Genomic DNA, 25,041 nt, shown 5'->3' on the forward strand with positions numbered 1-25,041 from the left:
AGACACCAACGACACGGTCGAGAGACGGGACGACATGAACCAATTCATCGAAAATCAGGACGACGAACTGCTGGCGCTGCTGCTTGCCGAGGAAGCGGGCGAGCCAGGCATTCCCAGGCGTCCCGATGAAGGCAGTGCGCCCCTGTCGTTCTCCCAGCAGCGCCTGTGGCTGCTGCACCGCTACGACCCGGCCGCGGCCCAGTACAACCTGCCGCGGGCGTTGCGCCTGGAGGGCGAGGTGGACGTGGCGGCGCTGGAGCAGGCGTTCCAGGCGCTGATCCAGCGCCATGAAGTGTTCCGCACTCGCTTCGTCGAAGTCGACGGCCAGCCGCGCCAGGTCATCGAGCCCCATGTGAGCTTCCAGCTGCACCGCGAGGAGAAGGTCGACTGCAGCCAGATCAACGCGCGCATCCGCGCCGAAGCCGCCATTCCGTTCGTGCTCGACCGAGCCCCACTGCTGCGCGCCACGCTGCTGTCGTGCGCCGACGAGTGCGAGCAGGTGCTGCTGTTCACCCTGCACCACATCGTCTCCGACGCCTGGTCCAACGCCATCCTGGTGCGCGACCTGTCGGTGGCCTACGCCGCCGCCCTGGGCCAGGCCGACGCGCGCCTGCCGGTGCTGGAGGTGCAATACGCCGACTACGCCGCCTGGCAGCGCCAGCGTTACGAACAGGGCCACGCCCAGGCCGCCGCCGACTACTGGCGCGGCTACCTGGGCAGCCACCTGCCGGTGCTGAACCTGCCGCTGGACCATCCGCGCCCGGCCATCCAGGGCCACCGCGGCGAGTCGCTGCAAGTGCAGTTGCCCGATGCCCTGCTGGCGCGCCTGCGGGCGTTCTGCCAACAACAGGCGTGCACGCCGTTCGTGTTGTTGCTGGGCGCCTGGCAGGCGCTGCTGGCGCGCCACAGCGGCCAGGACAGCTTCGCCGTGGGCGTGCCCAACGCGGCGCGCAACCAGCGCGAGATCCAGGAGCTGGTGGGCTTCTTCGTCAACACCCAGGTGTACCGCGCCGACTTCAGCCAGCCGCTGAGCGCCCGCGACCTGTGCCGGCGCCTGCGGGCCGAGGCCATGCAGGCGCTGGAGTACGCTGACTATCCTTTCGAACTGCTGCTCGACCACCTGCAGGTCGAGCGCAGCCTCAGCCACAGCCCGGTGTTCCAGACCCTGTTCAACCTGCGCAACCAGGACGACAGCACCCGCCTGCTGCTGCCGGGCCTGAACGTGGAAGTGATGACGTTGCCCAGCGTCACCGCCAAGTTCGACCTGTCCCTGGACGTGGCCCTGGGCGAGCACCTGCTGTGCACCCTGGAATATGACCGCGACCTGTTCGCCGCCAGCACCATCGCGCGCCTGGCCGGGCACTACGAGCACCTGCTGGACTACATGCTCGACCACCCCGATGCTTGCCTGGACGACGCGCCGCTGCTTGGCCAAGCCGAGCGCGAGCAACTGCAGGCCTGGAGCCAGGGTGGCCCGGCCCACGCCATGAGCGCGCCGGTGCACCGCCTGTTCGAACAGCAGGCAGCGCTGCGCCCAGACGCCCTGGCGGTGCTGTTCGACGACCGCCAGCTGACCTACGCCCAGCTCGACACCCGCGCCAACCACCTGGCCCTGCTGCTGCGCCAGCGCGGCGTAGGCGCCGACGTGATGGTGGGCGTGGCCGCCGAGCGCAGCCCGGAGCTGGTGGTGGCGCTGTTGGCCATCCTCAAGGCCGGCGGCGCCTACGTGCCCATGGACCCCGACTACCCGGCCGAGCGCCTCAAGCACATGCTCGACGACAGCGGCATCACCCTGCTGCTGACCCAGGCGCGAGTGCTGGCCAAGCTGCCGCTGGGTGGCCGCGCGCTGGACGTGCTCGACCTCGACGCCCTGGACCTGCGCCAGCCGGTGGCCCTGGCACCGGCCGCGCTGGACGCCGAGCACCTGGCCTACGTGATCTACACCTCCGGTTCCACCGGCAAGCCCAAGGGCGCCGGCAACAGCCACGGCGCGCTGTTCAACCGCCTGGCGTGGATGCAGCAGGCCTATGACCTGAGCGCTGCCGATAACGTGCTGCAGAAGACCCCGTTCAGCTTCGACGTGTCGGTGTGGGAATTCTTCTGGCCGCTGATGACCGGCGCCACCCTGACCCTGGCGCTACCCGGCGAACACCGCGACCCGGCGGCGCTGATCCGGCGCATTCGCCAGCAGGGCATCACCACCCTGCATTTCGTGCCGTCGATGCTCCAGGCGTTCATGGCCGAGCCCGACGTGGCCCGCTGCACCAGCCTGCGCCTGATTGTGTGCAGTGGCGAGGCGCTGCCCGCCGACCTGGCCGCACGCACCCTGAAAGCGCTGCCCAACGCCGAGCTGGTCAACCTCTACGGCCCCACCGAGGCGGCCATCGACGTCACCCACTGGACCTGCCGCCTCGACGGCCGCGACAGCGTGCCCATCGGCCGCCCCATCGACGGCCTGAGCACCCAGGTGCTGGACAAGCGCCTGCAACCGGTGCCCATTGGCGTGGCCGGCGAGCTGTACTTGGGCGGCGTCGGCCTGGCGCGCGGCTACCACCAGCGCCAGGCCCTGACCGCCGAACGCTTCGTGCCTGCCGCCGACGGCAGCGGCCGCCTGTACCGCACCGGCGACCTGGTGCGCTGGCGCGAAGGCGGCATCATCGAGTACCTGGGGCGTCTCGATCACCAGGTGAAAATTCGCGGCTTGCGCATCGAGCTGGGTGAAATCGAAGCCTGCCTGCTCGAATCCGGGCTCACCCGCGAAGCCGTGGTGCTGGCAGTAGACGGCGTGGCCGGCTCGCAGCAGCTGGTGGCCTACGTGGTCGGTGACAGCGGCGTCGAGGTGCCGCTGCGCGCCTGGCTGGCCGAGCGCCTGCCGGACTTCATGGTGCCGGCGCACCTGATCAGCCTGGCGCAGATGCCCCTGAGCCCCAACGGCAAACTGGAACGCAAGGCGCTACCACTGCCCCAGGCCCAGGTGCAGGCCTACGTGGCGCCCCAGGGCGAGCGTGAAACCGTCATGGCCGGCATCTGGCAGCAGGTGCTGGGCATTGAACAGGTGGGCGCCAACGACAACTTCTTCGAACTGGGCGGTGACTCGATCATCGCCATCCAGGTGGTCAGCCGCGCCCGTCAGGCGGGGCTGCTGCTGGCCCCGCGCGACCTGTTCCAGCACCAGACCCTGGCGGCCCTGGCCAAGGCGGCCCGGCAGGCCGAAGCCCCGCAGGTAGAGCAGGCCCCCGTGACCGGCGCCAGCCGCCTGCTGCCGTTCCAGACGCGTTTCTTCGCCACCCAGATTGCCCAGCGCCAGCACTGGAACCAGTCGGTGATGCTTGGCTTCAACCGCACCATCATCGGCGAACACCTGCGCCAGGCCCTGCACCTGCTGCTCGAACATCACGACGCCCTGCGCCTGCGCTTCGACGCCCAGGGCCAGGCCCAGCACGCCGCCCCCGGGCAGAACGTGCTGTGGCAAATGGCAGTGGCCGACCAGGCTGAATTGGAGGCCGTGACCGAACAGGCGCAAAACAGCCTCGACCTGCTCAACGGCCCGCTGCTGCGCGCCGTGCAACTGCAACTGTGGGACGGCAGCCAGCGCCTGTTGCTGGTGGTGCACCACCTGGTGGTGGACGGCGTGTCGTGGCGCATCCTGCTTGAAGACCTGCAGGCCCTGTGCCGGCAGCTCGCCGACGGCGCGCGGCCGCAGTTGCCGCCGCGCACCACCGCCCTGCGTGACTGGGCCGAGGCCCTGCACCGCCAGGCCGGCAGCGCGCAATTGGCCGCAGAGCTGCCCTGGTGGCAGGCGCAGCTGGCCGACAACCAGGTTGAACAGCTGGTCGCCACGCCCCAGGCGCAGGCCTGCCAGCGCGACCTGCAAGTGATCGAGACCGGCCTGGATGCCGAGCGCACCCGGCAGTTGCTGCGCCAGGCCCCGGCGGCCTACCGCACCCAGGTCAACGACCTGCTGCTGACCGCCCTGGCCCGTGCCTGGCAGCGCTGGAGCGGGCAGGCGGCGGTGCATGTGGAACTGGAAGGCCACGGCCGCGAGCAGGAGTGGGTCGACGGCGCCGACCTGAGCCGCACCGTCGGCTGGTTCACCAGCACCTACCCGCTGCGCCTGCAGGCTGCCAGCGACATGGGCGAGTCGATCAAGGCCATCAAGGAACACCTGCGCCAGGTGCCCAACCGCGGCATCGGCCATGGCGTGCTGGCCTGGCTGTCGCCCCACGGCGAAGCCTTGCGCGCGCTGCCGGCGCCGCGCATCACCTTCAACTACCTGGGCCAGTTCGACCAGAGCTTCGGCGACGACGCGCTGCTGTACCCGGCCGCCGAAAGCAGTGGCCGCAACAGTGACCCGGAGGCGCCACCGGGCAACTGGCTGAGCATCAACGGCAGCATCAGCGAGGGCTGCCTGCGCCTGGCCTGGAGCTTCGCCCCGCAGTGGTTCAGCGCCCCGCAGGTGCAGGGCCTGGCCGACGCCTGGCAGCTGGAACTGCGCAGCCTGATCGAACACTGCATCAGCCCCGCCGCCGGCGGCCTGACGCCCTCGGACTTCCCCCTGGCGCGCCTGACCCAGGCGCAGCTGGACAACCTGCCGGTGCCCGCCGCGCAGATCGAGGACATCTACCCGCTGTCGCCGATGCAGCAGGGCATTCTGTTCCACAGCGTGTTCACGCCCACCGCTGGCGCCTACATCAACCAGCTGCGGGTGGACGTGCAGGGCCTGGACCTGGCGCGGTTCCGCGCGGCCTGGCAGGCGGCGCTGGACGCGCACCCGGTGCTGCGGTGCGGCTTTGCCTGGGAAGGCGAGGGCGACGCAGCGCTGCAGATCGTGCACCGCCACGTCAGCCTGGTGCTGGAGCAGGGCAGTGCGGTCGAGGACGCCGAGCAGGTGGCCCGCGCCGAACGTCAGCGCGGCTTCGACCTGCGCCGGCCGGCGTTGATGCGCCTGCGCCTGGTGCGCCTGGCCGACGGCGGCCAACAGCTGATCTGGACCTGCCACCACCTGCTGCTGGACGGCTGGAGCCAGTCGCAGCTGCTGGGCGAGGTGCTGCAACGCTACGCCGGCCAGGCGCCGAGCCGCAGCGCCCCGGCCTACCGCGACTACATCCAGTGGCTTGGCCAGCGCCCCAGCAGCGAAAGCTTCTGGCGTGCCAACCTGGGCGAGCTGCAGGAGCCGACCTACCTGGCCAACCTGCTGGCCTACGAAGGCAACGGCGACAGCGGCCAGGCCGAGGTGCAGGTGCAGCTCGACGCTGCACGCACCGCGCAGTTGCAGGCCTTCGCCCGCCAGCGCCACGTGACCTTCAACACCCTGGTGCAGGCCGCGTGGCTGTTGCTGCTGCACCGCTACAGCGGGCAGGCCACCGTGGCCTTCGGCGCCACCGTGGCCGGGCGCCCGGCGCAGCTGCCGGGCATCGAACAGCAGCTGGGGCTGTTCATCAACACCCTGCCGGTGGCGGCCACGCCGCAGCCGCTGCTCAGCGTTGACGCCTGGCTGGCCCAGGTGCAGCAGCTGAACCTGGACCTGCGCGAGCACGAGCACACGCCGCTGTACGACATCCAGCGCTGGCTGGGCTACAGCGGCCGTGGGCTGTTCGACCACGTGCTGGTGTTCGAGAACTACCCTGTCAGCGAAGCCCTGCAGCAGGGCGCGCCAGCGGGGGTGAGTTTCGCCAACGCGCGCGCCACCGAGCAGTCCAGCTACCCGATGATGCTGATGGTCAACCTCGCGGAGCAACTGCACCTGCGCTTCACCTTCGACCTGGCCAGCTTCGACCGCGAGGCCATGGCGCGCCTGGCCGGGCACTTCCAGCACCTGCTGCTGGCCATGGCCGAGGACGCCGCGCGGCCGCTGGCCGAGCTGCAATTGCTGGGCGATGCCGAGCGCCAGCAACTGCTGCAACGTGGCGTACAGGGCGGCCCGGCGCTGGCCGCCGCCAGCCTGGTGCCGCTGTTCGAGCGGCAGGCCGCGCAGGCGCCGGCCAGCCTGGCGCTGATCGCCAGCGACCAGACCCTGGACTACGCCGCGCTCAACCGCCGCGCCAACCGCCTGGCCCGCGCCCTGCGTGCCTCCGGCGTGCAGCCCGACGACCGCGTGGCCGTGGCCTGCGAGCGCGACAGCCAGCTGCTGGTGGCCTTGCTGGCGGTGCTCAAGGCCGGTGCCGCCTACGTGCCGCTGGACCCCGAATTCCCTGTAGAGCGCCTGGGCCACATGCTCGCCGACAGCGGCGCGCGCCTGCTGCTGACCCAACAGCACCTGCTGGCCGAGCTGCCCGCGCACCCCAACACCTGGTGCCTGGACCGTGACCAGGCGCTGTGGGCCGACGAGGACGCCAGCGACCTTGCCCCCGTCACCCAGCCCCAGCACCTGGCGTACGTGATCTACACCTCCGGCTCCACCGGCCGGCCCAAGGGCGTGGCAGTCAGCCACGGCGCGTTGCTCAACTTCCTCGAAAGCATGGCTGAGCAACCGGGCCTGGTAGCGGGCGAGCGGATGCTGGCGCTGACCTCGCTGTCATTCGACATTGCCGGCCTGGAGCTGTACCTGCCGCTGACCCGTGGCGCCAGCGTGGTGCTGGTGGACCGCGACAGCGCCCGTGACCCGCAGCGCCTGTGGGCGGCCATCGAGCAGCACCAGGTGCGCAGCATCCAGGCCACGCCATCGACCTGGCGCATGCTCGCCGACCATCCGCAGCTGGCGGCAAAGCTTGCCGGGCGCCAGGTGCTGTGCGGCGGCGAAGCGCTGCCCGCCGACCTGGCCCAGCGCCTGATTGCCGCCGCCGGGCACGTGTGGAACCTCTACGGCCCCACCGAGACCACCATCTGGTCGGCGCGCCGCCGCCTCGACCCGCAGCAACCGCAGCCGTGGCTGGGCGAGCCCATCGCCCACACCGGCCTGTACGTGCTGGACGCCTACCTGCAACCGCTGCCCCAGGGCGTGGCCGGCGAGCTGTTCATCGGCGGCCAGGGCCTGGCCCGCGGTTACCACGGCCGCGCCGACCTGACCGCCGAGCGCTTCGTGCCGGACCCGCAAGGGCACGGCCGCCTGTACCGCACCGGCGACCTGGCGCGCTGGCGCGCCAACGGCCAGCTGGAATACGTGGGCCGTATCGACCAGCAGGTGAAGGTGCGCGGCTTCCGTATCGAACTGGGTGAAATCGAAGCACAGCTGCTGCGCCAACCCGGCGTGCGCGAGGCGGCCGTGGTTGCCCGCAGCGTGGGGCAGGGCCAGCAGCTGGTGGGCTACGTGGTCGGCGAGGGGCTGGACCTGAACGCCCTCAAGGCAGCGCTCAAGCAGCAGCTGCCCGACTACATGGTGCCGGCGCAGCTGCTGCAGCTGGCCGCCATGCCCCTGACCCCCAACCGCAAGCTCGACCGCAAGGCCCTGCCGGCACCGGACTGGCAAGGGCAGGCGTACCAGGCGCCCGAAGGCCCTCGCGAAACCCTGCTGGCCCAGATCTGGGCCCAGGTGCTGGGGCTGGACAAGGTCGGCGTGCTGGACAACTTCTTCGAACTGGGCGGCGACTCCATCGTCACCATCCAGGTGGTGGGCAAGGCGCGCCAGGCCGGGCTGGTGTTCAGCCCCAAGGCACTGTTCGAACAGCCTACCGTGCGTGCCCTGGCCGCTGTGGTTGAAGCCGTGGCGGCCAGCACCGAGGACGACGCGCCGCTGCTGGTGCTCGACGACGCCCAGCGCGCGGCCTTGCCGGCCGGCGTCAGCACGGCGCTGCCGCTGACGCCCATGCAGCACGGCATGCTCTTCCATCAACTGCTCGACAACCGCGACGGCGTGTACGTCAACCAGCTGCGGGTGGACGTGGAAGCGGTGGACGCCGAGCGCCTGCGCCACGCCTGGCAAGCGGCGCTGGACGCCCATGACAGCCTGCGCACCGGCTTCTGCTGGCAGGGCCTGGACACCCCGCTGCAATGGGTGCAGCCGGCCCTGACCCTGCCGTTGCAGGTGCTGGACTGGCGCAATGCTTTCGACAGCCAGGCCCTCGACCGCCTGGCTGCCGACGACCAGGCCCGCGGCTTTGCCCTCGACCAGCCACCGTTGCTGCGCCTGACCCTGGTGCGCTGCGACGAGCAGCGCTACCACCTGATCTACACCCACCACCATATCCTCATGGACGGCTGGAGCACCGCGCAGCTGCTGGGCGAGGTGATGCAGCGCTACCTCGGCGAGGCGCCGCCGGCCAGCCCCGGCCGCTACGGCGATTACCTGCGCTGGCTGCAGCGCCGCGACCCGGCGGCCACCGAGCAGTTCTGGGACCAGCAGCTGGCAGCGCTGGAGGCGCCCACGCGGCTCGCCGACTGCCTGGTGAAACCCCAGGGCGGCGAGGGCTTCGGCCAGCATGAAATCCACCTGCCGCTGGCCGCGCTGGCCGCGTTCGCGCGCAGCCGCCAGGTCACGGTCAACACGCTGCTGCAGGCGGCCTGGGCCATCGTGCTGCAACGCTACAGCGGCCAGGCGGCGGTGGCGTTCGGCGCGACGGTGGCGGGGCGGCCGCCGGAACTGCCGGGCATCGACCGGCAGCTGGGGCTGTTCATCAACACCCTGCCGGTGGTGTCGGTGCCGGCGCCGCAGCTGCCTGTCGGCCAATGGCTGCAGCAGGTGCAGGCGCAGGCCGTGGCCTTGCGCGAATTCGAGCACACGCCGCTGTTCGAACTGCAACGCCGCCATGGCGACGGCGAGGCGCTGTTCGACAGCCTGCTGGTGTTCGAGAACTTCCCGGTGGCCGAAGTGCTGGAGCGCGCCGACAGCCCGGTGCGTTTCTCGGGCGCGGGTATCCAAGGCAACACCAACTACCCGCTGACGCTGATGGCGTCGTTGGGCGACAGCCTCAAGCTGGCGTTCAACTACCGCCGCAGCCATTTCAGCGAGCTGGCCGTGCAGGGCCTGGCCAGCCAACTGCAGACCTTGCTGCTGGCGATGCTCGAAGACCCGGCGCGGCCCCTGGGCGAGCTGCCGTTGCTGGACGCCGCCAGCCAGCGCGCGCTGGTGCTGGACTGCAACCGCAGCGCCATGGCCTACGACCCGGCGCACAGCCTGCACCAGTTGATCGAGGCGCAGGCAGCGCGCAGCCCCGACGCGGTGGCAGTGATCGCCGACGACGGCCAGCTTACTTATTCGCAACTCAACGCCCGGGCCAACCGCCTGGCCGGCTACCTGCGCGAGCAGGGCGTGGGCCCCGACGTGGCGGTGGGCATCGCCCTGGAGCGCGGCGCCGCCTTGCCGGTGGCCTTGCTGGCGGTGATGAAGGCCGGCGGCGCCTACGTGCCCATGGACCCTGAATTCCCCCGCGAGCGCCTGGCGCACATGCTCGAGGACAGCGGCCTGAGCCTGCTGCTCAGCGAGCGACGCCTGCTGGCGGCGCTGCCACCCACCCAGGTGCCGACCTTCTGCATGGATGACCTCGACGGCCTGGCGCACTACGCTGCCGACAACGGCCCAGCCGTGGGGCACCCCGAGCACCTGGCCTACGTCATCTACACCTCCGGCTCCACCGGCAAGCCCAAGGGCGTGGCGGTGCGCCAGGGCGGGCTGGTCAATTTCCTGCACAGCATGGCCGCCGAGCCGGGCCTGACGGCGGCTGATCGGGTGCTGGGGCTGACCTCGCTGTCGTTCGACATCTCGGCGCTGGAGCTGTACCTGCCGTTGCTGGTGGGCGGCGCCGTGGTGCTGGTGGAACGCATGGCGGCCAAGGACCCGGCGCGCCTGCTGGCGGTGATCGAGCAGCATGGTGTCACTGTGATCCAGGCCACGCCGTCGAGCTGGGGCATGCTCGCCAGCCACGAGGGCTTCAGCCGCCTGCACGGCAAGCGGTTCTTCTGCGGCGGCGAGGCGCTGTCCACCGAACTGGCCGCGCGCCTGGGCGAACAGGCGGCGCAGCTGTGGAACCTCTACGGCCCCACCGAGACCACCATCTGGTCGGCGCTGAACCGCGTGCACGGCCGCCCGGACCTGGGCGGGCCGCTGGCCAACACCCAGCTGCACGTGCTCGATGACAGCCTCAACCCGGCGCCGCCTGGCGTGGCCGGCGAGCTGTACATCGGCGGCGACGGCCTGGCGCGGGGTTACCACGCGCGGCCCGGGCTGACCGCCGAGCGCTTCGTCGCCGACCCGTTCAGTGCCAGCGGCGCGCGCCTGTACCGCACCGGCGACCTGGCGCGGCGCCGCGCCGATGGCGTGCTGGAGTACCTGGGACGTATCGACCAGCAGGTGAAAATCCGTGGCCTGCGCATCGAGCTGGGTGAAATCGAAGCCTGCCTGCTGGCCCAGGCTGGCGTCGCGGACGCTGCCGTGGTTGCCCGCGAGTCGGCCTACGGCAAGCAGCTGGTGGGTTACGTCACCGGTGTCGACGCCAGCCGCCTGGACGCGCTCAAGGCGCAGCTGCGCCGCGACCTGCCGGACTACATGGTGCCCGCGCAACTGCTGGCGCTGCCGCGCATGCCGCTGACCCCCAACGGCAAGCTCGACCGCAAGGCCCTGCCGGCGCCGGACTGGCAACCGCGCGACTACGTGGCCCCGCGCACCGGGACCGAGCAACTGCTGGCCGACATCTGGGCCCAGGTGCTGGGCCTTGAGCAGGTGGGGGTGACCGACAACTTCTTCGAACTGGGCGGCCACTCGCTGCTGGCCACGCAGGTGTTCACCCGCCTGCAAAGTACCTTGCAGGTGTCGTTGAGCCTGCGCCAGGTGTTCGAAGTGGCCACCGTCGCCGAGCTCGCCGACCTGGTCGACGCCGCCCGCGCCCCGCAACCCACCACCGACCTGGACGACCTGATGGCCCGCCTGGAGGCCCTTTGACGCGCATTACCCCGTAGCCGCTGCCGCCAGGCTGCGCTGGCCCTCGAACCACGCTGGAGATCTCCAGCGTACTCTGGGGCCAGCGCAGCCTTCGGCAGCGGCTACGGGCGTTTGTGCATCCGCAACCGTTAACGATTCCCCTTCCCATTTCGTCTTGAATCACAAAGAACCCGGAATTCCTTGTGATGAACCCAGACCAATCCCTCGCCCTTGCCAAGCGTTTCATTGCCCTGCCCCTGGAAAAGCGCCGCCTGTTCCTGAGCAGCCTGCGCAATGACGGTGTCGACTTCGCCCTGTTCCCCATCCCCGCGCACAGCCATGCCGGTGACGAGCGCGAGCTGTCGTACGCCCAGCGGCGCATGTGGCTGCTGTGGAAACTGGAGCCCGCAAGTTTCGCCTACAACGTGGCCACCGCCGTGCGCCTGCGCGGCAACGTCGACCGCCAGGCGCTGGGCGTGGCCCTGCAGGCGCTGGTGGCGCGCCACGAAACCCTGCGCAGCCGCTTCGTCGAGGACGGCGCCTCCATTCGCCTGCAAGTGCTGCCGGCCGAGCAGGCCAGGGTCGAGCTGGCCGTGGAGACGGTCAGCGAAGACCAATTGCAGGCCCGCTGCCGCGCCGCCAGCCGCGAACCCTTCGACCTCGCCAGCGGCCCGCTGCTGCGCGCGCAGCTGTTCGTGCTGGGCGCGGACGACTACCTGCTGAGCCTCACACTGCACCACATCATCACCGACGGCTGGTCGATGAACCTGCTGCTGGACGAGCTGGTTAAAGGCTACCTGGCCGGCCCAGCCCACGCCCCGCAGGCACTGCCCATCCAGTACAGCGACTACGCCCTGTGGCAGCGCTCGTGGCTGGAGGCGGGCGAGGCCGAGCGCCAGCTCGACTACTGGAAAACCACCCTGGCCGACGAGCAGCCGGCCCTGGAACTGCCCATCGACCGCCCGCGCGGCCGTGACTGGCAAGGGCAGGGCGAGCGCCATCACTTCAGCCTTGATGCCGGCCTGGTCAAGGGCCTGCGCGCGTTGGCTACCCAAGCCCGGGCGACCTTGCCGATGGTGCTGCTGGCGGCGTTCAACGCCGTGCTCTACCGCTACAGCGGCCAGGACGACATTCGCGTGGGCATGCCGGTGGCCAACCGCAACCGCCGCGAAACCGAGACGCTGCTGGGCTTCTTCGTCAACACCCTGGTGCTGCGCACCCGCCTGGACAGTCGCCAGGGCTTCCGGCACCTGCTGAACCAGGTGCGCGACACCCTGATCAACGCGCAAAGCCACCAGGACGTGCCCTTCGAACAACTGGTGGAGAGCCTGGCGCCCACCCGCAGCCTGAGCCGCAACCCGCTGTTCCAGGTGCTGTTCAACCACCAGCGGCAGACCGTCGACGCCCAGCGCCAGTTGGGTGGGTTGCGCATCGAGCCGTTCAGCAACCCCGAGTGCTCGGTGAATTTCGAGCTGGTGCTGGACGTCATCGAGACCCCGGCCGGCGCGGTGAACGCGCTGCTGACCTACCCGCAGGCGCTGTTCGACGCCAGCACCATCGCCCGCATCGCCGCTGCGTTCACCGGCCTGCTGCACGCCGCGGTCGACGCCCCGGACACGGCGCTGGGCGCCTTGCTGCAAGGCGACGGCGGCAGCACCGCCCTGGCCCATGATGCGCCGCTGCCAGCGGCCAGCGCCTGGGTGCACGAGAGCATCGCCGCCATGGCCCGCCGCCAGCCCGACGCCCCGGCCGTCAGCGGGGCAGGGCGCAGCCTGACGTTCGCCGAACTGGACCGCGCCGCCAACCGCCTGGCCCACCACCTGATCGCCCAGGGCGTGGGCGCAGAGACGCTGGTGGGCGTGGCCATGCCGCGCTCGCCCGAGCTGATCGTCGCGCTGCTGGCGGTGATGAAAGCCGGTGCCGCCTATTTGCCGCTGGACGCCAGCTACCCACGCCAGCGCCTGGAATACCTGATGGCCGACTCGGGCATGGCCCTGCTGTTGAGCCACGCCAGCCTGCTCGATGCGCTGCCGGTGCCTGCCGGCGTGCCGGCGTTGGCCCTGGAACAGCTGGACCTCGCCGTGCTGCCCGACACCGCCCCCGTGGTGGCCCTGCACGCCGGCAGCCTGGCGTACCTGATCTACACCTCCGGCTCCACCGGCCAGCCCAAGGGCGTGGCCGTGGCCCACGGCCCGCTGGCCATGCACTGCGCCGGCATTGGCCGGCGCTATGAAATGACCCCGGCCGACCGCGAATTCCACTTCATGTCATTCGCCTTCGACGGCGCCCACGAACGCTGGCTGACCCCGCTCAGCCACGGCTCCAGCCTGTTCCTGCGTGACGACGCGTTGTGGAGCGTGGAGCAGACCTGGCGCGCCCTGCACGAGGAGCGCATCAGCGTGGTGGCGTTCCCGCCGGCCTACCTGCAACAGCTGGCCGAGCATGGCGCGGTGCACGGCAACCCGCCGCCGGTACGCATCTACTGCTTCGGCGGCGACGCCGTGGCCGAGGCCAGCCTGGCCCACGTGCGCCAGCACCTGGCGCCGCAGTACGTGATCAACGGCTACGGCCCGACCGAAACCGTGGTCACCCCGCTGTTGTGGAAAGCTCCGGCCGAGCTGCCGTGCGGCGCGCCTTACGCGCCCATTGGCCACGGCGTGGGCGCGCGTACTCTGCACGTGCTGGACGCGGACCTTAACCCGGTGCCCCAGGGCGTCTCAGGTGAACTCTATCTGGGCGGCGAAGGCGTCGCCCGTGGTTACCACCAGCGCCCGGGCCTGACCGCCGAGCGCTTCGTCGCCGACCCGTTCAGCCAGGGCGGGCGCCTGTACCGCACCGGTGACCGGGTGCGCGTGCGCGCCGATGGCACCGTCGATTACCTGGGGCGCATCGACCAGCAGGTGAAGGTGCGCGGCTTCCGCATCGAGCTGGGCGAGATCGAAACCCGCCTGCGCGAAGTGCCCGGCGTCGGCACCGCCGTGGTGGTGGCCCGCGACACGCCGGCCGGTAAGCAATTGATCGGCTACCTGGAAGGCCAGGACAGCGCCGAGTTGCAGGCTGCCATCGACGCCCATCTGCAACGCCATCTGCCCGACTACATGATTCCCGCGCGGCTGGTGCTGTTGCAGCGCCTGCCGCTGAACGCCAACGGCAAGATCGACCGCCACGCGCTGCCCGAGCCGCAGTGGACCAGCATCGCCTACCGCGCCCCACAGACTGAAGATGAAGCACTGCTGGCCGAGATCTGGGCCAGCCTGCTGGGTGTGGAGCAGGTGGGCCTGGACGATGACTTCTTCGCCCTCGGCGGCCACTCGCTGCTGGCGGTGCAGGCGGTGTCGCGCATCAAGCAGGTGCTGGAGCTGGACGTGCCGGTGCGCCTGCTGTTCGACGCGCCGCGCCTGCAGGACTGCGCCGCGCGCCTGCGCGACAGCAGCGGGGCCCGAGCGCCGGCGCTGGTGGCCGGGCCACGCCCCGAGCGCCTGCCGCTGGCCAGCAACCAGGCGCGCCTGTGGTTTATCTGGCAGCTGGAACCCGAAAGCACCGCGTACCACATCAACAGCGGCCTGCGCCTGCTGGGTGCCCTCGACCAGCCGGCGCTGGAGCAGGCGTTCAACCGCGTGCTGGCCCGCCACGAAAGCCTGCGCACGCGCCTGGTGGACGACGGCCAGGGCCCGCAGCAACTAATCGACGCGCCGTGGCCGTTCGAGCTGCCGGCCCGCCGTGTGCCGCCCGCCGATGCCCGTACCGAGGCCGGGCACCTGCTGCGCCAACCGTTCGACCTGCAGCAAGGCCCGCTGCTGCGCGCAGAACTGCTGCAACTGGAGGAACAGGAGCACTGGCTGCTGCTGAGCATGCACCACATCGTCTCCGACGGTTGGTCGATGCAGGTGCTGATCGACGAGCTGACCCAGGCCTACGCGGCGCTGACGGCCGAGCGCGAGCCGCAGTGGCCGGCGTTGCCGCTGCAATACGCCGACTACGCCCTGTGGCAGCACCAGTGGCTGGCAGCCGGCGAGGGCCAGCGCCAGCTGGACTACTGGCGCACGCAGCTGGGCAACGAGCACCCGGTGCTGGAGCTGCCCGGCGACCACCCGCGCCCGGCCCGCGCCAGCCATCGCGGCGCGGTGTGGGCGTTCGAACTGGACGTGGCGCGCGCCGAACGCCTGCGCGAACAGGCGCGGCAACAGGGCGCCACGCCGTTCATGTGGTTGCTGGCCGCCTTCAAGACGCTGCTGTACCGCTACAGCGGCCAGGCCGACCTGCGCATCGGCGTGCCCCAGGCCAACCGCCAGCGCCTGGAGACCGAAGGCCTGATCGGCTTCTTCGTCAACACCCAGGTGCTGCGTAGCCAGCTCGACGGCCGCGCGCCGTTCACCCAGCTGCTGGCCCAGGTGCGCGACGTGACCCTGCAGGCCCAGGCCCACCCGGACCTGCCGTTCGACCAGTTGGTGGAGGCCCTGCAACCGCCGCGCAGCCTCAGCCACAACCCGCTGTTCCAGGTGATGTTCAGCCACCTGCCGGCCACCCGCGGGCTGGAGCGCATCGGTCAGGCCGGACTGCAGATTGCACCGCTGCCCAGCCATGAGGAGACCCTGCAGTTCGACCTGCAGCTGTACACCCGCGACACCGCCGAGGGCGGCCTGCGCGGCGCGCTCAGCTATGCCCTGGACCTGTTCGAGGCCAGCAGCATCGAACGCCTGGGCGGCCATTGGCTGCAGCTGATCGACGCGCTGCTGGCCGACCCGGCGCAGCCGCTGGACAGCGTGCCGCTGCTGACCGAGGCCGAGCGCGAGCAGATCGTCCATGGCTTCAACGCCACCGCCCGCGACTACAGCGCCACCGCGCTGCTGCCCGAGCTGCTGGTGCAGCAACGCCATGCCAGCGCCGACGCCATCGCCCTGGTGCACGGCGAGCAGCGCCTGAGCTACGCCGAGCTGCACGCCCGCGCCAACCGCCTGGCCCACCGCCTGCAAGCCCAGGGCATCGGCCGTGACGACCTGGTGGGTATCGCCGCCCTGCGCTCAGTGGAACTGGTGGTGGGCCTGCTGGGCATCATCAAAGCCGGTGCCGCCTACCTGCCCATGGACCCAGAATACCCGCCCGAGCGCCTGGCCTACATGCTCGAAGACAGCGGCGTGAAACTGCTGCTGACCCAGCGCGCGTTGCTCGACAGCCTGCCGACGGTGGGCGGCGCCGAGCGCTGGTGCCTGGACGACGGCAGTGACGCCGCCTGGCCCGCCCATGAGCCGCTGCTGGACACCCAGCCCGGCCAGTTGGCGTACTGCATCTACACCTCCGGCTCCACCGGCAAGCCCAAGGCCGCCGGCAACAGCCACGAGGCGCTGCACAACCGCCTGGCGTGGATGCAGCAGGCCTACCGGCTGACTGCCGCCGACCGGGTTTTGCAGAAAACCCCGTTCAGCTTCGACGTGTCGGTGTGGGAGTTCTTCTGGCCGCTGATGACCGGCGCCACGCTGGTGATGGCCGACCCCGGCGCCCACCGCGACCCGGCTGCGCTGCAAGCGGTGATCGAGCGCGAGCAGGTCACCACCCTGCATTTCGTGCCGTCCATGCTGCAGCTGTTCATTGCCGCCGGCGCCCTGCGCGGCGGCTGCCCGAGCCTGACGCGGATCATCTGCAGCGGCGAGGCGCTGTCCCACGACCTTCAAAGCCAGTGCCTGGCCGAGCACCCGGCGGCGCTGTACAACCTTTACGGGCCCACCGAGGCGGCCATCGATGTCACCCACTGGACCTGCCACCTGGAGCCCGGCCAGTTCGCCGTGCCCATCGGCGAGCCCATCGCCAACACCGCCATTCATATTCTCGACGCCGAGCTGCAACCGGTGCCGGTGGGTGTCACCGGCGAGCTGTACATCGGCGGCATCAACCTGGCGCGCGGCTACCTGGGCCGCCCGGCGCTGACCGCCGAGCGCTTCGTGCCCAACCCCTTCGGCGCCGGCCGCCTGTACCGCAGCGGCGACCTGGCGCGCTACCGCGACAGCGGCGTGATCGAGTACGCCGGGCGCATCGACCACCAGATCAAGGTGCGTGGCCTGCGCATCGAGCTGGGCGAAATCGAGGCTTGCCTGCTGGAACAGCCCGGCGTGCGCGAAGCCGTGGTCATCGACCGCGCCTCGCCCCAGGGCGTGCAGTTGATCGGCTACCTGGTGGGCGAGGCGCTGGCGCTGGACGCCATTCGCGACGTGCTGCGCGCGCGGCTGCCGGACTACATGGTGCCGGCGCAGCTGATCGCGCTGGCGCAGATGCCGCTGTCGCCCAACGGCAAGCTGGAACGCCGGCTGTTGCCGGAACCGCACTGGCAGAGCCGCGCTTATGAAGCGCCGCAAGGGGCCACCGAAGTGCTGGTGGCCCAGGTGTGGGCCGAGGTGCTGGGCGTGGCCGAGGTGGGCCGTGGCGACGACTTCTTCGCCCTGGGCGGCCACTCGCTGCTGGCGATTCGCATGGTCTCGCGCCTGCGCCAGGCACTGAACCTGGAACTGGCGGTGCGGCAGGTCTTCGACACCCCGCAGCTGGCGGATTTCGCCCGCGCCCTGGGCGGCATCGCCAGCCCGTCGATTCGCCTGCAACGCCGCGAACGCCCGGTCTTGCTGCCGCTGTCCCACGCCCAGGGCCGCCTGTGGTTCCTGTGGCAGATGGAGCCGCGCAGCAGCGCCTACAACATGCCCATGGCCCTGCGCCTGCGTGGCACACTGCACATCGAGCGCCTGCGCGAGGCCTTCGGGCAACTGGTGGGGCGCCACGAAACCCTGCGCACCACCTTCGCCACGGTCGATGGCCAGGCGGTGCAACGCATTCACCCCAGCATCGCCCTGGACATGCCGCAGATCGACCTCGGCGCCTTGCCCGCCGAGCAACGCCAGGCCCGCGCCCGCGAGCTGGCGCTGCACGAGGTCCGCGAGCCGTTCGACCTGCACAACGGCCCGCTGATTCGCGTGCAGCTGCTGCGCCTGGACGCAGAAGAACATCATCTGCTGCTGACCCTGCACCACAGCATCAGCGACGGCTGGTCGCTGACCGTGCTGGTGGACGAGCTGGCCAGCCTGTACCGCCAGGTGGCCCCGGCGCCGCTGCCGTTGCAGTACGCCGACTACGCCCTGTGGCAGCGCGACTGGCTGGCCGGCCCTGAAGGCGAGCGCCAGGTAGCCTACTGGCAACAGCAGTTGCAGGGCGCGCCAGCGGTGCTGGAGTTGCCCGGCGACTTCCCGCGCCCAGCCGAACAAAGCTACCGCGGCGCCAACCTGCGCTGGCGCCTGCCGCGCGAGACCGGCCTGGCCCTGCGCGCGCTGAGCCAGGCGCAGCAAGCCACGCCGTTCATGACTGCCTTGGCGGTGTTCAACGTGCTGCTGTACCGCTACAGCGGCCAGGACGACCTGTGCCTGGGCGTGCCCATCGCCAACCGCCAGCGCGGCGAGACCGAAGGCCTGATCGGCTTCTTCGTCAACACCCAGGTGCTGCGCACGCGGCTCGACGCCGAGCAGCCGTTCGCGGCGCTGCTGCAACAGGTCAAGGCCACTGCGTTGCAGGCCCAGGCCCATCAGGATTTGCCGTTTGAGCAGCTGGTGGAGATTGTGCAGCCGGCCCGTTCGCTGAGCCACAACCCGCTGTTCCAGGTGCTGTTCAGCCACGAGCGGCACGCCCGCGAGCGCCGGGTGGAACTGGACGGCCTGAGCCTGGAAGCCATGAGTGGCGACAGCGCCACGGCGCAGTTCGACCTGTCGCTGTTCATGGATGAGAACGCCGACGACTCGCTGACCTTCAATTTCAACTACGCCACCGACCTGTTCAGCGCCGCCACGGTGCAGCGCCTGAGTGCGCATTTCACCCGCCTGCTGACGGCCGTGTTGCAGGCGCCCGAGCTGCCGGTGGGGCAACTGCCGCTGCTGGACGCCGCTGAACAGCAGGCGCGCCTGGCGTCGGTCAACGACAGCGCGCGCCAGTACCCGGCGCTGCACTTCGAACACTGCGTGGCCGAGCAGGCCCGGCGCACGCCGCAGGCCGTGGCGGTCAGCGATGGCCGCCAGGCGCTGAGCTTCGCCGAGCTGGACGCCCGCGCCAACGCCCTGGCCGTGCGCCTGCAAGCGGCTGGCGTGGGCCCTGACGTGGCGGTGGCGGTGTGCCTGGAACGTACCAACGCCTTGCTGGTGGCGCTGCTGGCGGTGTTCAAGGCCGGTGGCGCCTACGTGCCGCTGGACCCTGAATTCCCCGCCGAACGCCTGGCGCACATGGTGGCGGACAGCGGCAGCCCGCTGCTGCTGACCCAGACATCGTTGCTGCCGTTGGCGGCGCAGCTGGGCCATGGCGGCGCGACCTGGAGCCTGGATACGCTGGCGCTGGAGCCGGTCGAGCAAGCGCCGCAGCACGCGGCGTTGCTGTCGAACCTGGCGTACGTGATCTACACCTCCGGCTCCACCGGCAAGCCCAAGGGCGTCGAAGTCAGCCGTGGCGGCCTGGTCAACTTCCTCCATAGCATGGCCGAGGCGCCGGGCCTGGCGGCCGGGCAGAAGATGCTGGCGCTGACCTCGCTGTCGTTCGATATCGCCGCGCTGGAGCTGTACCTGCCGTTGCTCACCGGTGCCAGCGTGGTGCTGGTGGACCGCGACACCGCCCGCGACCCGCAACGGCTGATCGAGGTGATTGACGCCGAGCAGGTGGACGCGGTGCAGGCGACACCGTCGACCTGGCGCCTGCTCAGCGAGCAGCCGGCGTTCGCGCGCCTGCACGGCCGCACCCTGTTGTGCGGCGGCGAGGCGCTGCCGGCCGACCTGGCCGCACGCCTGCTGGCGCTGCAAGGCCCGCTGTGGAACGTCTACGGCCCCACCGAAACCACCATCTGGTCGGCGCGCAACCTGCTCAGCGCCGGGCAGCCGCGCCCCGACCTGGGGCTGCCGCTGGCCAACACCACGCTCTACGTGCTCGACGCCGCCCTGGTGCCAGTGCCCGTGGGCGTGATCGGCGAGTTGTACATTGGTGGCGCGGGCCTGGCCCGGGGTTACCACGGCCGGCCGGAACTGACCGCCGAACGCTTCGTGCCCGACCCGTTCGGCGCGCCGGGCCAGCGCCTGTACCGCACCGGCGACCTGGTGCGCTGGCGTGAAGGTGATGCATTGGAGTACGTCGGCCGTGCCGACCAGCAGGTGAAACTGCGCGGCTTCCGTATCGAACTGGGCGAGATCGAAGCGCTGCTGCTGGCCCAGCCTGGCGTGCGCGAGGCCGCCGTGGTGGTGCGCGCCACGCCGCACGGCCAGCAACTGGTGGGCTACGCCGTGGCCGCCGACGCCGAGCCGCAAGCGCTGCGCGAGGCCCTGCGCGAACGCCTGCCCGAGTACATGGTGCCGGCGCAGATCGTGCTGCTGGAGCGCATGCCGCTGACCCCCAACCGCAAGCTCGACCGCCGCGCGCTGCCCGAGCCGGTGTGGCAGGCCCGCGCCTACCGCGCCCCGGCCAGCGCCACCGAGCAGCAGCTGGCCGCCATCTGGGCCGAGCTGCTGGGCCTTGCGCAGGTGAGCCTGGACGACAACTTCTTCGACCTGGGCGGCGACTCCATCATCTCCATCCAGGTGGTCAGCCGCGCCCGCGACGCCGGCTTGCAGCTGACGCCCAAGGACCTGTTCCAGCACCAGCGCCTGGAGCAGCTGGCGGCCCAGGCCAGCCCGCTGCAAGCCGTGGCCGGGGTGACCGAGCAGGTACGCCATGTGCCCGGCACGCCGTTGTTGGCCGAGCACTTCCCGTTCACCGGCCTCGACCAGGCGCAACTGGACGCCCTGGACCTGGACCCGGCCCGGGTGGAGGCCATCCTGCCGCTGTCGCCGATGCAGCAGGGCATGTTGTTCCACAGCGTCGAGGTGCAGGAGGCCGGGCTGTACGTCAACCAGCTGAACATTGGCATCCAGGGCCTGGATGCCGCGCGCTTCCGCCAGGCCTGGGCCGAGGTCAGCCAGGCCCACGACAGCCTGCGCAGCCTGTTCCTGTGGCAGGGCCTGGCCCAGCCGTTGCAGGTGGTGCTCACCGACGCGCCACTGCCGGTGCGCGAGATCGACCTGCGCGGCCAGGCCGTGACCCCGGCGGTGATCGAGCAGCACGTGCTGGCCGAGCGCGCCCAGCGCTTCGACTGGCAGCAGCCACCGCTGCAGCGCCTGTTGCTGCTGCGCCTGGACGAATCTCACTACCGCCTGATCTGGACCTACCACCACATTGTGCTGGACGGCTGGAGCGTGTCGCTGCTGATCGGCCAGGTGCTGCGCCGCTACCTGGGCGGTGACAAGCCTGCGGTCAGTGGCCGTTACGGCGACTACATCGCCTGGCTGCAGGCCCAGGATGAAAGCGCTGCGCAAGCCTTCTGGCAGGCGCAGTTGCAGGTGCTGGAACAGCCGACGCTGCTGGCCCAGGCCGTGGTCGACGCGCCGCAGGGCCGCGGCCATACCGCGCTGTACTCGCGCCTGGACAAGGCGCGCACCGAGCGCCTGCGCCAGTTCGCCCGCCAGCAGCGGGTGACCCTCAACACCCTGATCCAGGGCGCGTGGCTGCTGCTGTTGCAGCGCTATACCGGCCAGCGCACCGTGGCCTTCGGCGCCACCGTGTCGGGCCGCCCGGCCAGCCTGCCGGGGGCGGAAAACCTGCTGGGGCTGTTCATCAACACCTTGCCCATCGCCCAGACCCTGGCCCCGGAGCAGGCCCTGGGCGACTGGCTGCGCGCGCTGCAGGACTACAACCTGCGCGCCCGCGACTTCGAATACACGCCGCTGGGGCAGATTCAGCGCTGGTCCGGCCAGGCCGGGCAGGCGCTGTTCGACAGCATCATCGTCTTCGAGAACCAGCCGGTGGACCGCCTGCTGCGTGACTGGGACAACAGCGAGCTGCGCTTCGACGTGGGCCAGGGGTTTGGCGTGACCGACTTCGCCATGGACCTGATGGTGACCCTGGGCGAAGGCCTGGAAATCGAGTACATGTACCGCCGCGAGCAGTTCGCCGAGTCGGCGGTGTTGCGCCTGCGCGAGCACCTGGAAGGCCTGCTGGAGACCCTGCTTGAGGACGCGACGCGGCCGCTGGGCAGCATCGGCCTGCTGACCGCCAGCGAGCGTCTGGCGCTGGAGGCGGCCAACCGCTTCGAGCCGGCGGCCACGGCGTTCGTGCATGAGCGCATCGACGCCTGGGCCGCGCGCCAGCCCGAGCGCCCGGCGCTGGTGTGCGCGGGCCATGAACTGAGCTACCAACAGCTGGCGTCGCGCAGCCAGGTGCTGGCGCAGCACCTGCAACAGGCCGGCATCGGCGCCGAAGCGGTGGTGGGCATCGCCCTGCCGCGCTCGGTGGAGCTGCCGGTGGCGTTGCTGGCGGTGCTCAAGAGCGGCGCTGCCTACCTGCCGCTGGACATCGATTACCCGCCGGAGCGCCTGGCCTACCTGATGCGCGATTCGGGCATGCGCGTGCTGCTCACCGACCGCGCCACCCAGGGCCGCTTGCCGCTGCCTGAAGGGCTGGAATGCTGGGCACTTGAGGACCTGCCGGTGGACGGCGCCGGCCTGCCGCCGCTGCAACCGAAGCTGCACGCCGACAGCCTCGCGTACCTGATCTACACCTCTGGCTCTACCGGCCTGCCCAAAGGCGTGGCGGTGGCCCACGGGCCGCTGGCCATGCACTGCCAGGCGATCGGCGAGCGCTACCAGATGACGCCCGAAGACCGCGAGCTGCACTTCATGTCGTTCGCCTTCGACGGCGCCCACGAGCGCTGGCTCACGCCGCTCAGCCATGGCGGCTGCGTGGTGCTGCGTGACAACCAGCCGTGGAGCATCGAGCAGACCTGGCAGGCCTTGCATGAGCAGCGCATCAGCGTGGTGGCCTTCCCGCCGGCCTACCTGCAGCAACTGGCCGAGCAGGGCGCGCGCGACGACAACCCGCCGCCAGTGCGTATCTACTGCTTCGGCGGTGACGCGGTGCCCGAGGCCAGCCTGGCCCAGGTGCGCCGTTACCTGCGGCCGCAGCACGTGATCAACGGCTACGGCCCCACCGAAACCGTGGTCACCCCGCTGCTGTGGAAAGCAGCGCCCGAGACGCCGTGCGGCGCAGCCATCGCGCCCATCGGCGAGCGGGTCGGCGCGCGGACCACCTGGGTGCTGGACCCGGACCTGAACCCGGTGCCGGCCGGCACCAGCGGCGAGCTGTACATCGGTGGCCAGGGCCTGGCCCGTGGTTACCACCAACGCCCGGGCTTGAGCGCCGAGCGCTTCGTTGCCGACCCGTTCAGCCAGGAGGGCGGGCGCCTGTACCGCACCGGCGACCTGGTGCGCGCCCGCGCCGACGGTACCTACGATTACCTGGGGCGTATCGACCAGCAGGTGAAAATTCGTGGCTTCCGCATCGAGCTGGGCGAGATTGAGGCGCGCCTGCGCGCCGAGCCGCAGGTGCAAGCAGCAGTTGTCGTGGCCATGGAAACCGCCGGCGGCAAGAAGCTGGTGGGCTACGTGGCCGCCGCGCGCATCGACGGCCTGGCCGAGCGGCTGCTGGCCAGCCTGCACAGCCAGCTGCCCGAATACATGGTGCCGGCGCAGATCCTGGTGCTCAGCCAGCTGCCGCTGAACGCCAACGGCAAGGTCGACCGCAAGGCACTGCCCGAGCCGCAGTGGCAGGGCGGGGACTACGTGGCGCCGCGCAACGAGCTGGAAGCGCAGCTGGCGGCCATCTGGGCGCAGGTGCTGGGCGTCGAACAGGTGGGGGTGTTCGACAACTTCTTCGAACTGGGCGGCGACTCCATCCTCAGCCTGCAACTGGTGTCCAAGGTGCGCAACAGCGAGGGCCTGGGCATCGAGATCAAGCTGCGCGACCTGATGCGCTACCAGACCATCGACGCCTTGCTGGCGCGCAGCGCCGAGGACAGCGACACCCCGCCGGTGGCGCTGGACAGCCAGCCCCAGGGCGCCGGCGAACGCTTCGGCCTGCTGCCGATTCAGTCTTGGTTCTTCGAGCAGCGCATGGCCGAGCCGCACCACTTCAACCAGGCGCTGATGCTGAGCATGGTCGCGCCGCTGGACGCCGCCGCGCTGGAGCAGGCGTTGCAGGCGCTGGTGCAGCACCACGATGCCCTGCGCCTGCGCTTCGAACAGGCCGGCGATGGCCAGTGGCAACAGCGTTATGCCGAGCATGACGCCAGCCAGGCACTGCTGTGGGACGAACCACTGGCGTCTGCAGAGGCTATCGAAGCCCTGGCCAACCGCGCCCAGCGCAGCCTGGACCTGCACGGCGGGCCGCTGCTGCGCGCGGTGCAAATGCACCTGCCCGACGGCACGGCGCAGCTGCTGCTGGTGATCCACCACATGGTGGTGGACGGCGTGTCCTGGCGCATCCTGCTGGACGATGTGCAGGCGCTGTACCAGGCGCAGGTCAGCGGCGTGCCGGCAAGCCTGCCGGCGCGCACCAGCAGCTACCGCCTGTGGGTGGAGCGCTTGCAGGCCATGGCCGCCGACGAGCAGGGGCTGCCGTTCTGGCTGCAACTGCTGGACGACGCCCCTCGTGAACTGCCACGCGACAACCCCCGCGGCCGCAACCTGGTGGGCGTGCGCGGCAACGCGCAGATGAACCTTGACCGCGAGCGCACCCAGGCGCTGCTCAAGCGTGTGCCGGGGGCGTTGCAGGCGCAGATCAACGACCTGTTGCTGACCGCCCTGGCCCGCGTGCTGTGCCGCTGGACCGGCGACAGTTCGGCGTTGATCCAGCTCGAAGGCCACGGCCGCGAGGACCTGTTCGCCGACCTCGACCTGAGCCGCACCCAGGGCTGGTTCACCACCATGTACCCGGTGCACCTGAAACCCGGCACCGGCAGTGATTTCGCCGAGGCGGTGGGCCGTGTGCGCCGGCAGCTGCAGCGCATTCCCGACAAGGGCATCGGCTACGGCCTGCTGCGCCACGCCGGCAGCGCCCAGGCGCGCCAGCAGTTGCAGGCCATGGCGCAGCCGCGCATCACCTTCAACTACCTGGGGCAGTTCGACCAGACCTTCGAGGGCGGCTTGTTCACCCCGGCGCGCGAGTCCATGGGCGATGTCTACAGCCCGGTGGCGCAGTTGGCTAACTGGTTGGAAATCATCGGCCAGGTCTACGACGGCAGCCTCAGCCTGCGCTGCGTGTACAGCCGCAAGTGCTACCGCCCCGAGACCGTGCAGGGGCTGATGGACGCCTTGCGCGCAGAGCTTGAGCAACTGGTGGACAGCACCTTGGCGGTGGCCGCGCTATGAACCTTCTTTCGC

At 70.6% G+C, this 25,041-nt stretch carries 2 protein-coding genes; both read left to right on the top strand.

Annotation, left to right across the window (positions count from 1 at the left end):
* The first annotated feature begins 34 nt into the window (after nt 1-34).
* The gene (locus RAM80_RS21760) at nt 35-10,810 is read left to right on the top strand and encodes an amino acid adenylation domain-containing protein (protein WP_416422489.1); all 10,776 of its coding nucleotides are present in this window, start codon (nt 35-37) and stop codon (nt 10,808-10,810) included.
* A gap of 185 nt (nt 10,811-10,995) precedes the next feature.
* Nucleotides 10,996-25,029: a non-ribosomal peptide synthase/polyketide synthase gene (locus RAM80_RS21765; RefSeq protein WP_416422490.1), complete on the top strand. Its 14,034-nt coding sequence runs from the start codon at nt 10,996-10,998 to the stop codon at nt 25,027-25,029.
* Nucleotides 25,030-25,041 lie beyond the last annotated feature (12 nt).

Source organism: Pseudomonas sp. App30, assembly GCF_047947025.1.
Lineage (GTDB): Bacteria > Pseudomonadota > Gammaproteobacteria > Pseudomonadales > Pseudomonadaceae > Aquipseudomonas.

Bases quoted from the DNA above. Each gene is read 5' to 3' on its own strand.
- RAM80_RS21765 (WP_416422490.1), top strand. From the start codon at position 10,996: ATGAACCCAGACCAATCCCTCGCCCTTGCCAAGCGTTTCATTGCCCTG.
- RAM80_RS21760 (WP_416422489.1), top strand. From the start codon at position 35: ATGAACCAATTCATCGAAAATCAGGACGACGAACTGCTGGCGCTGCTG.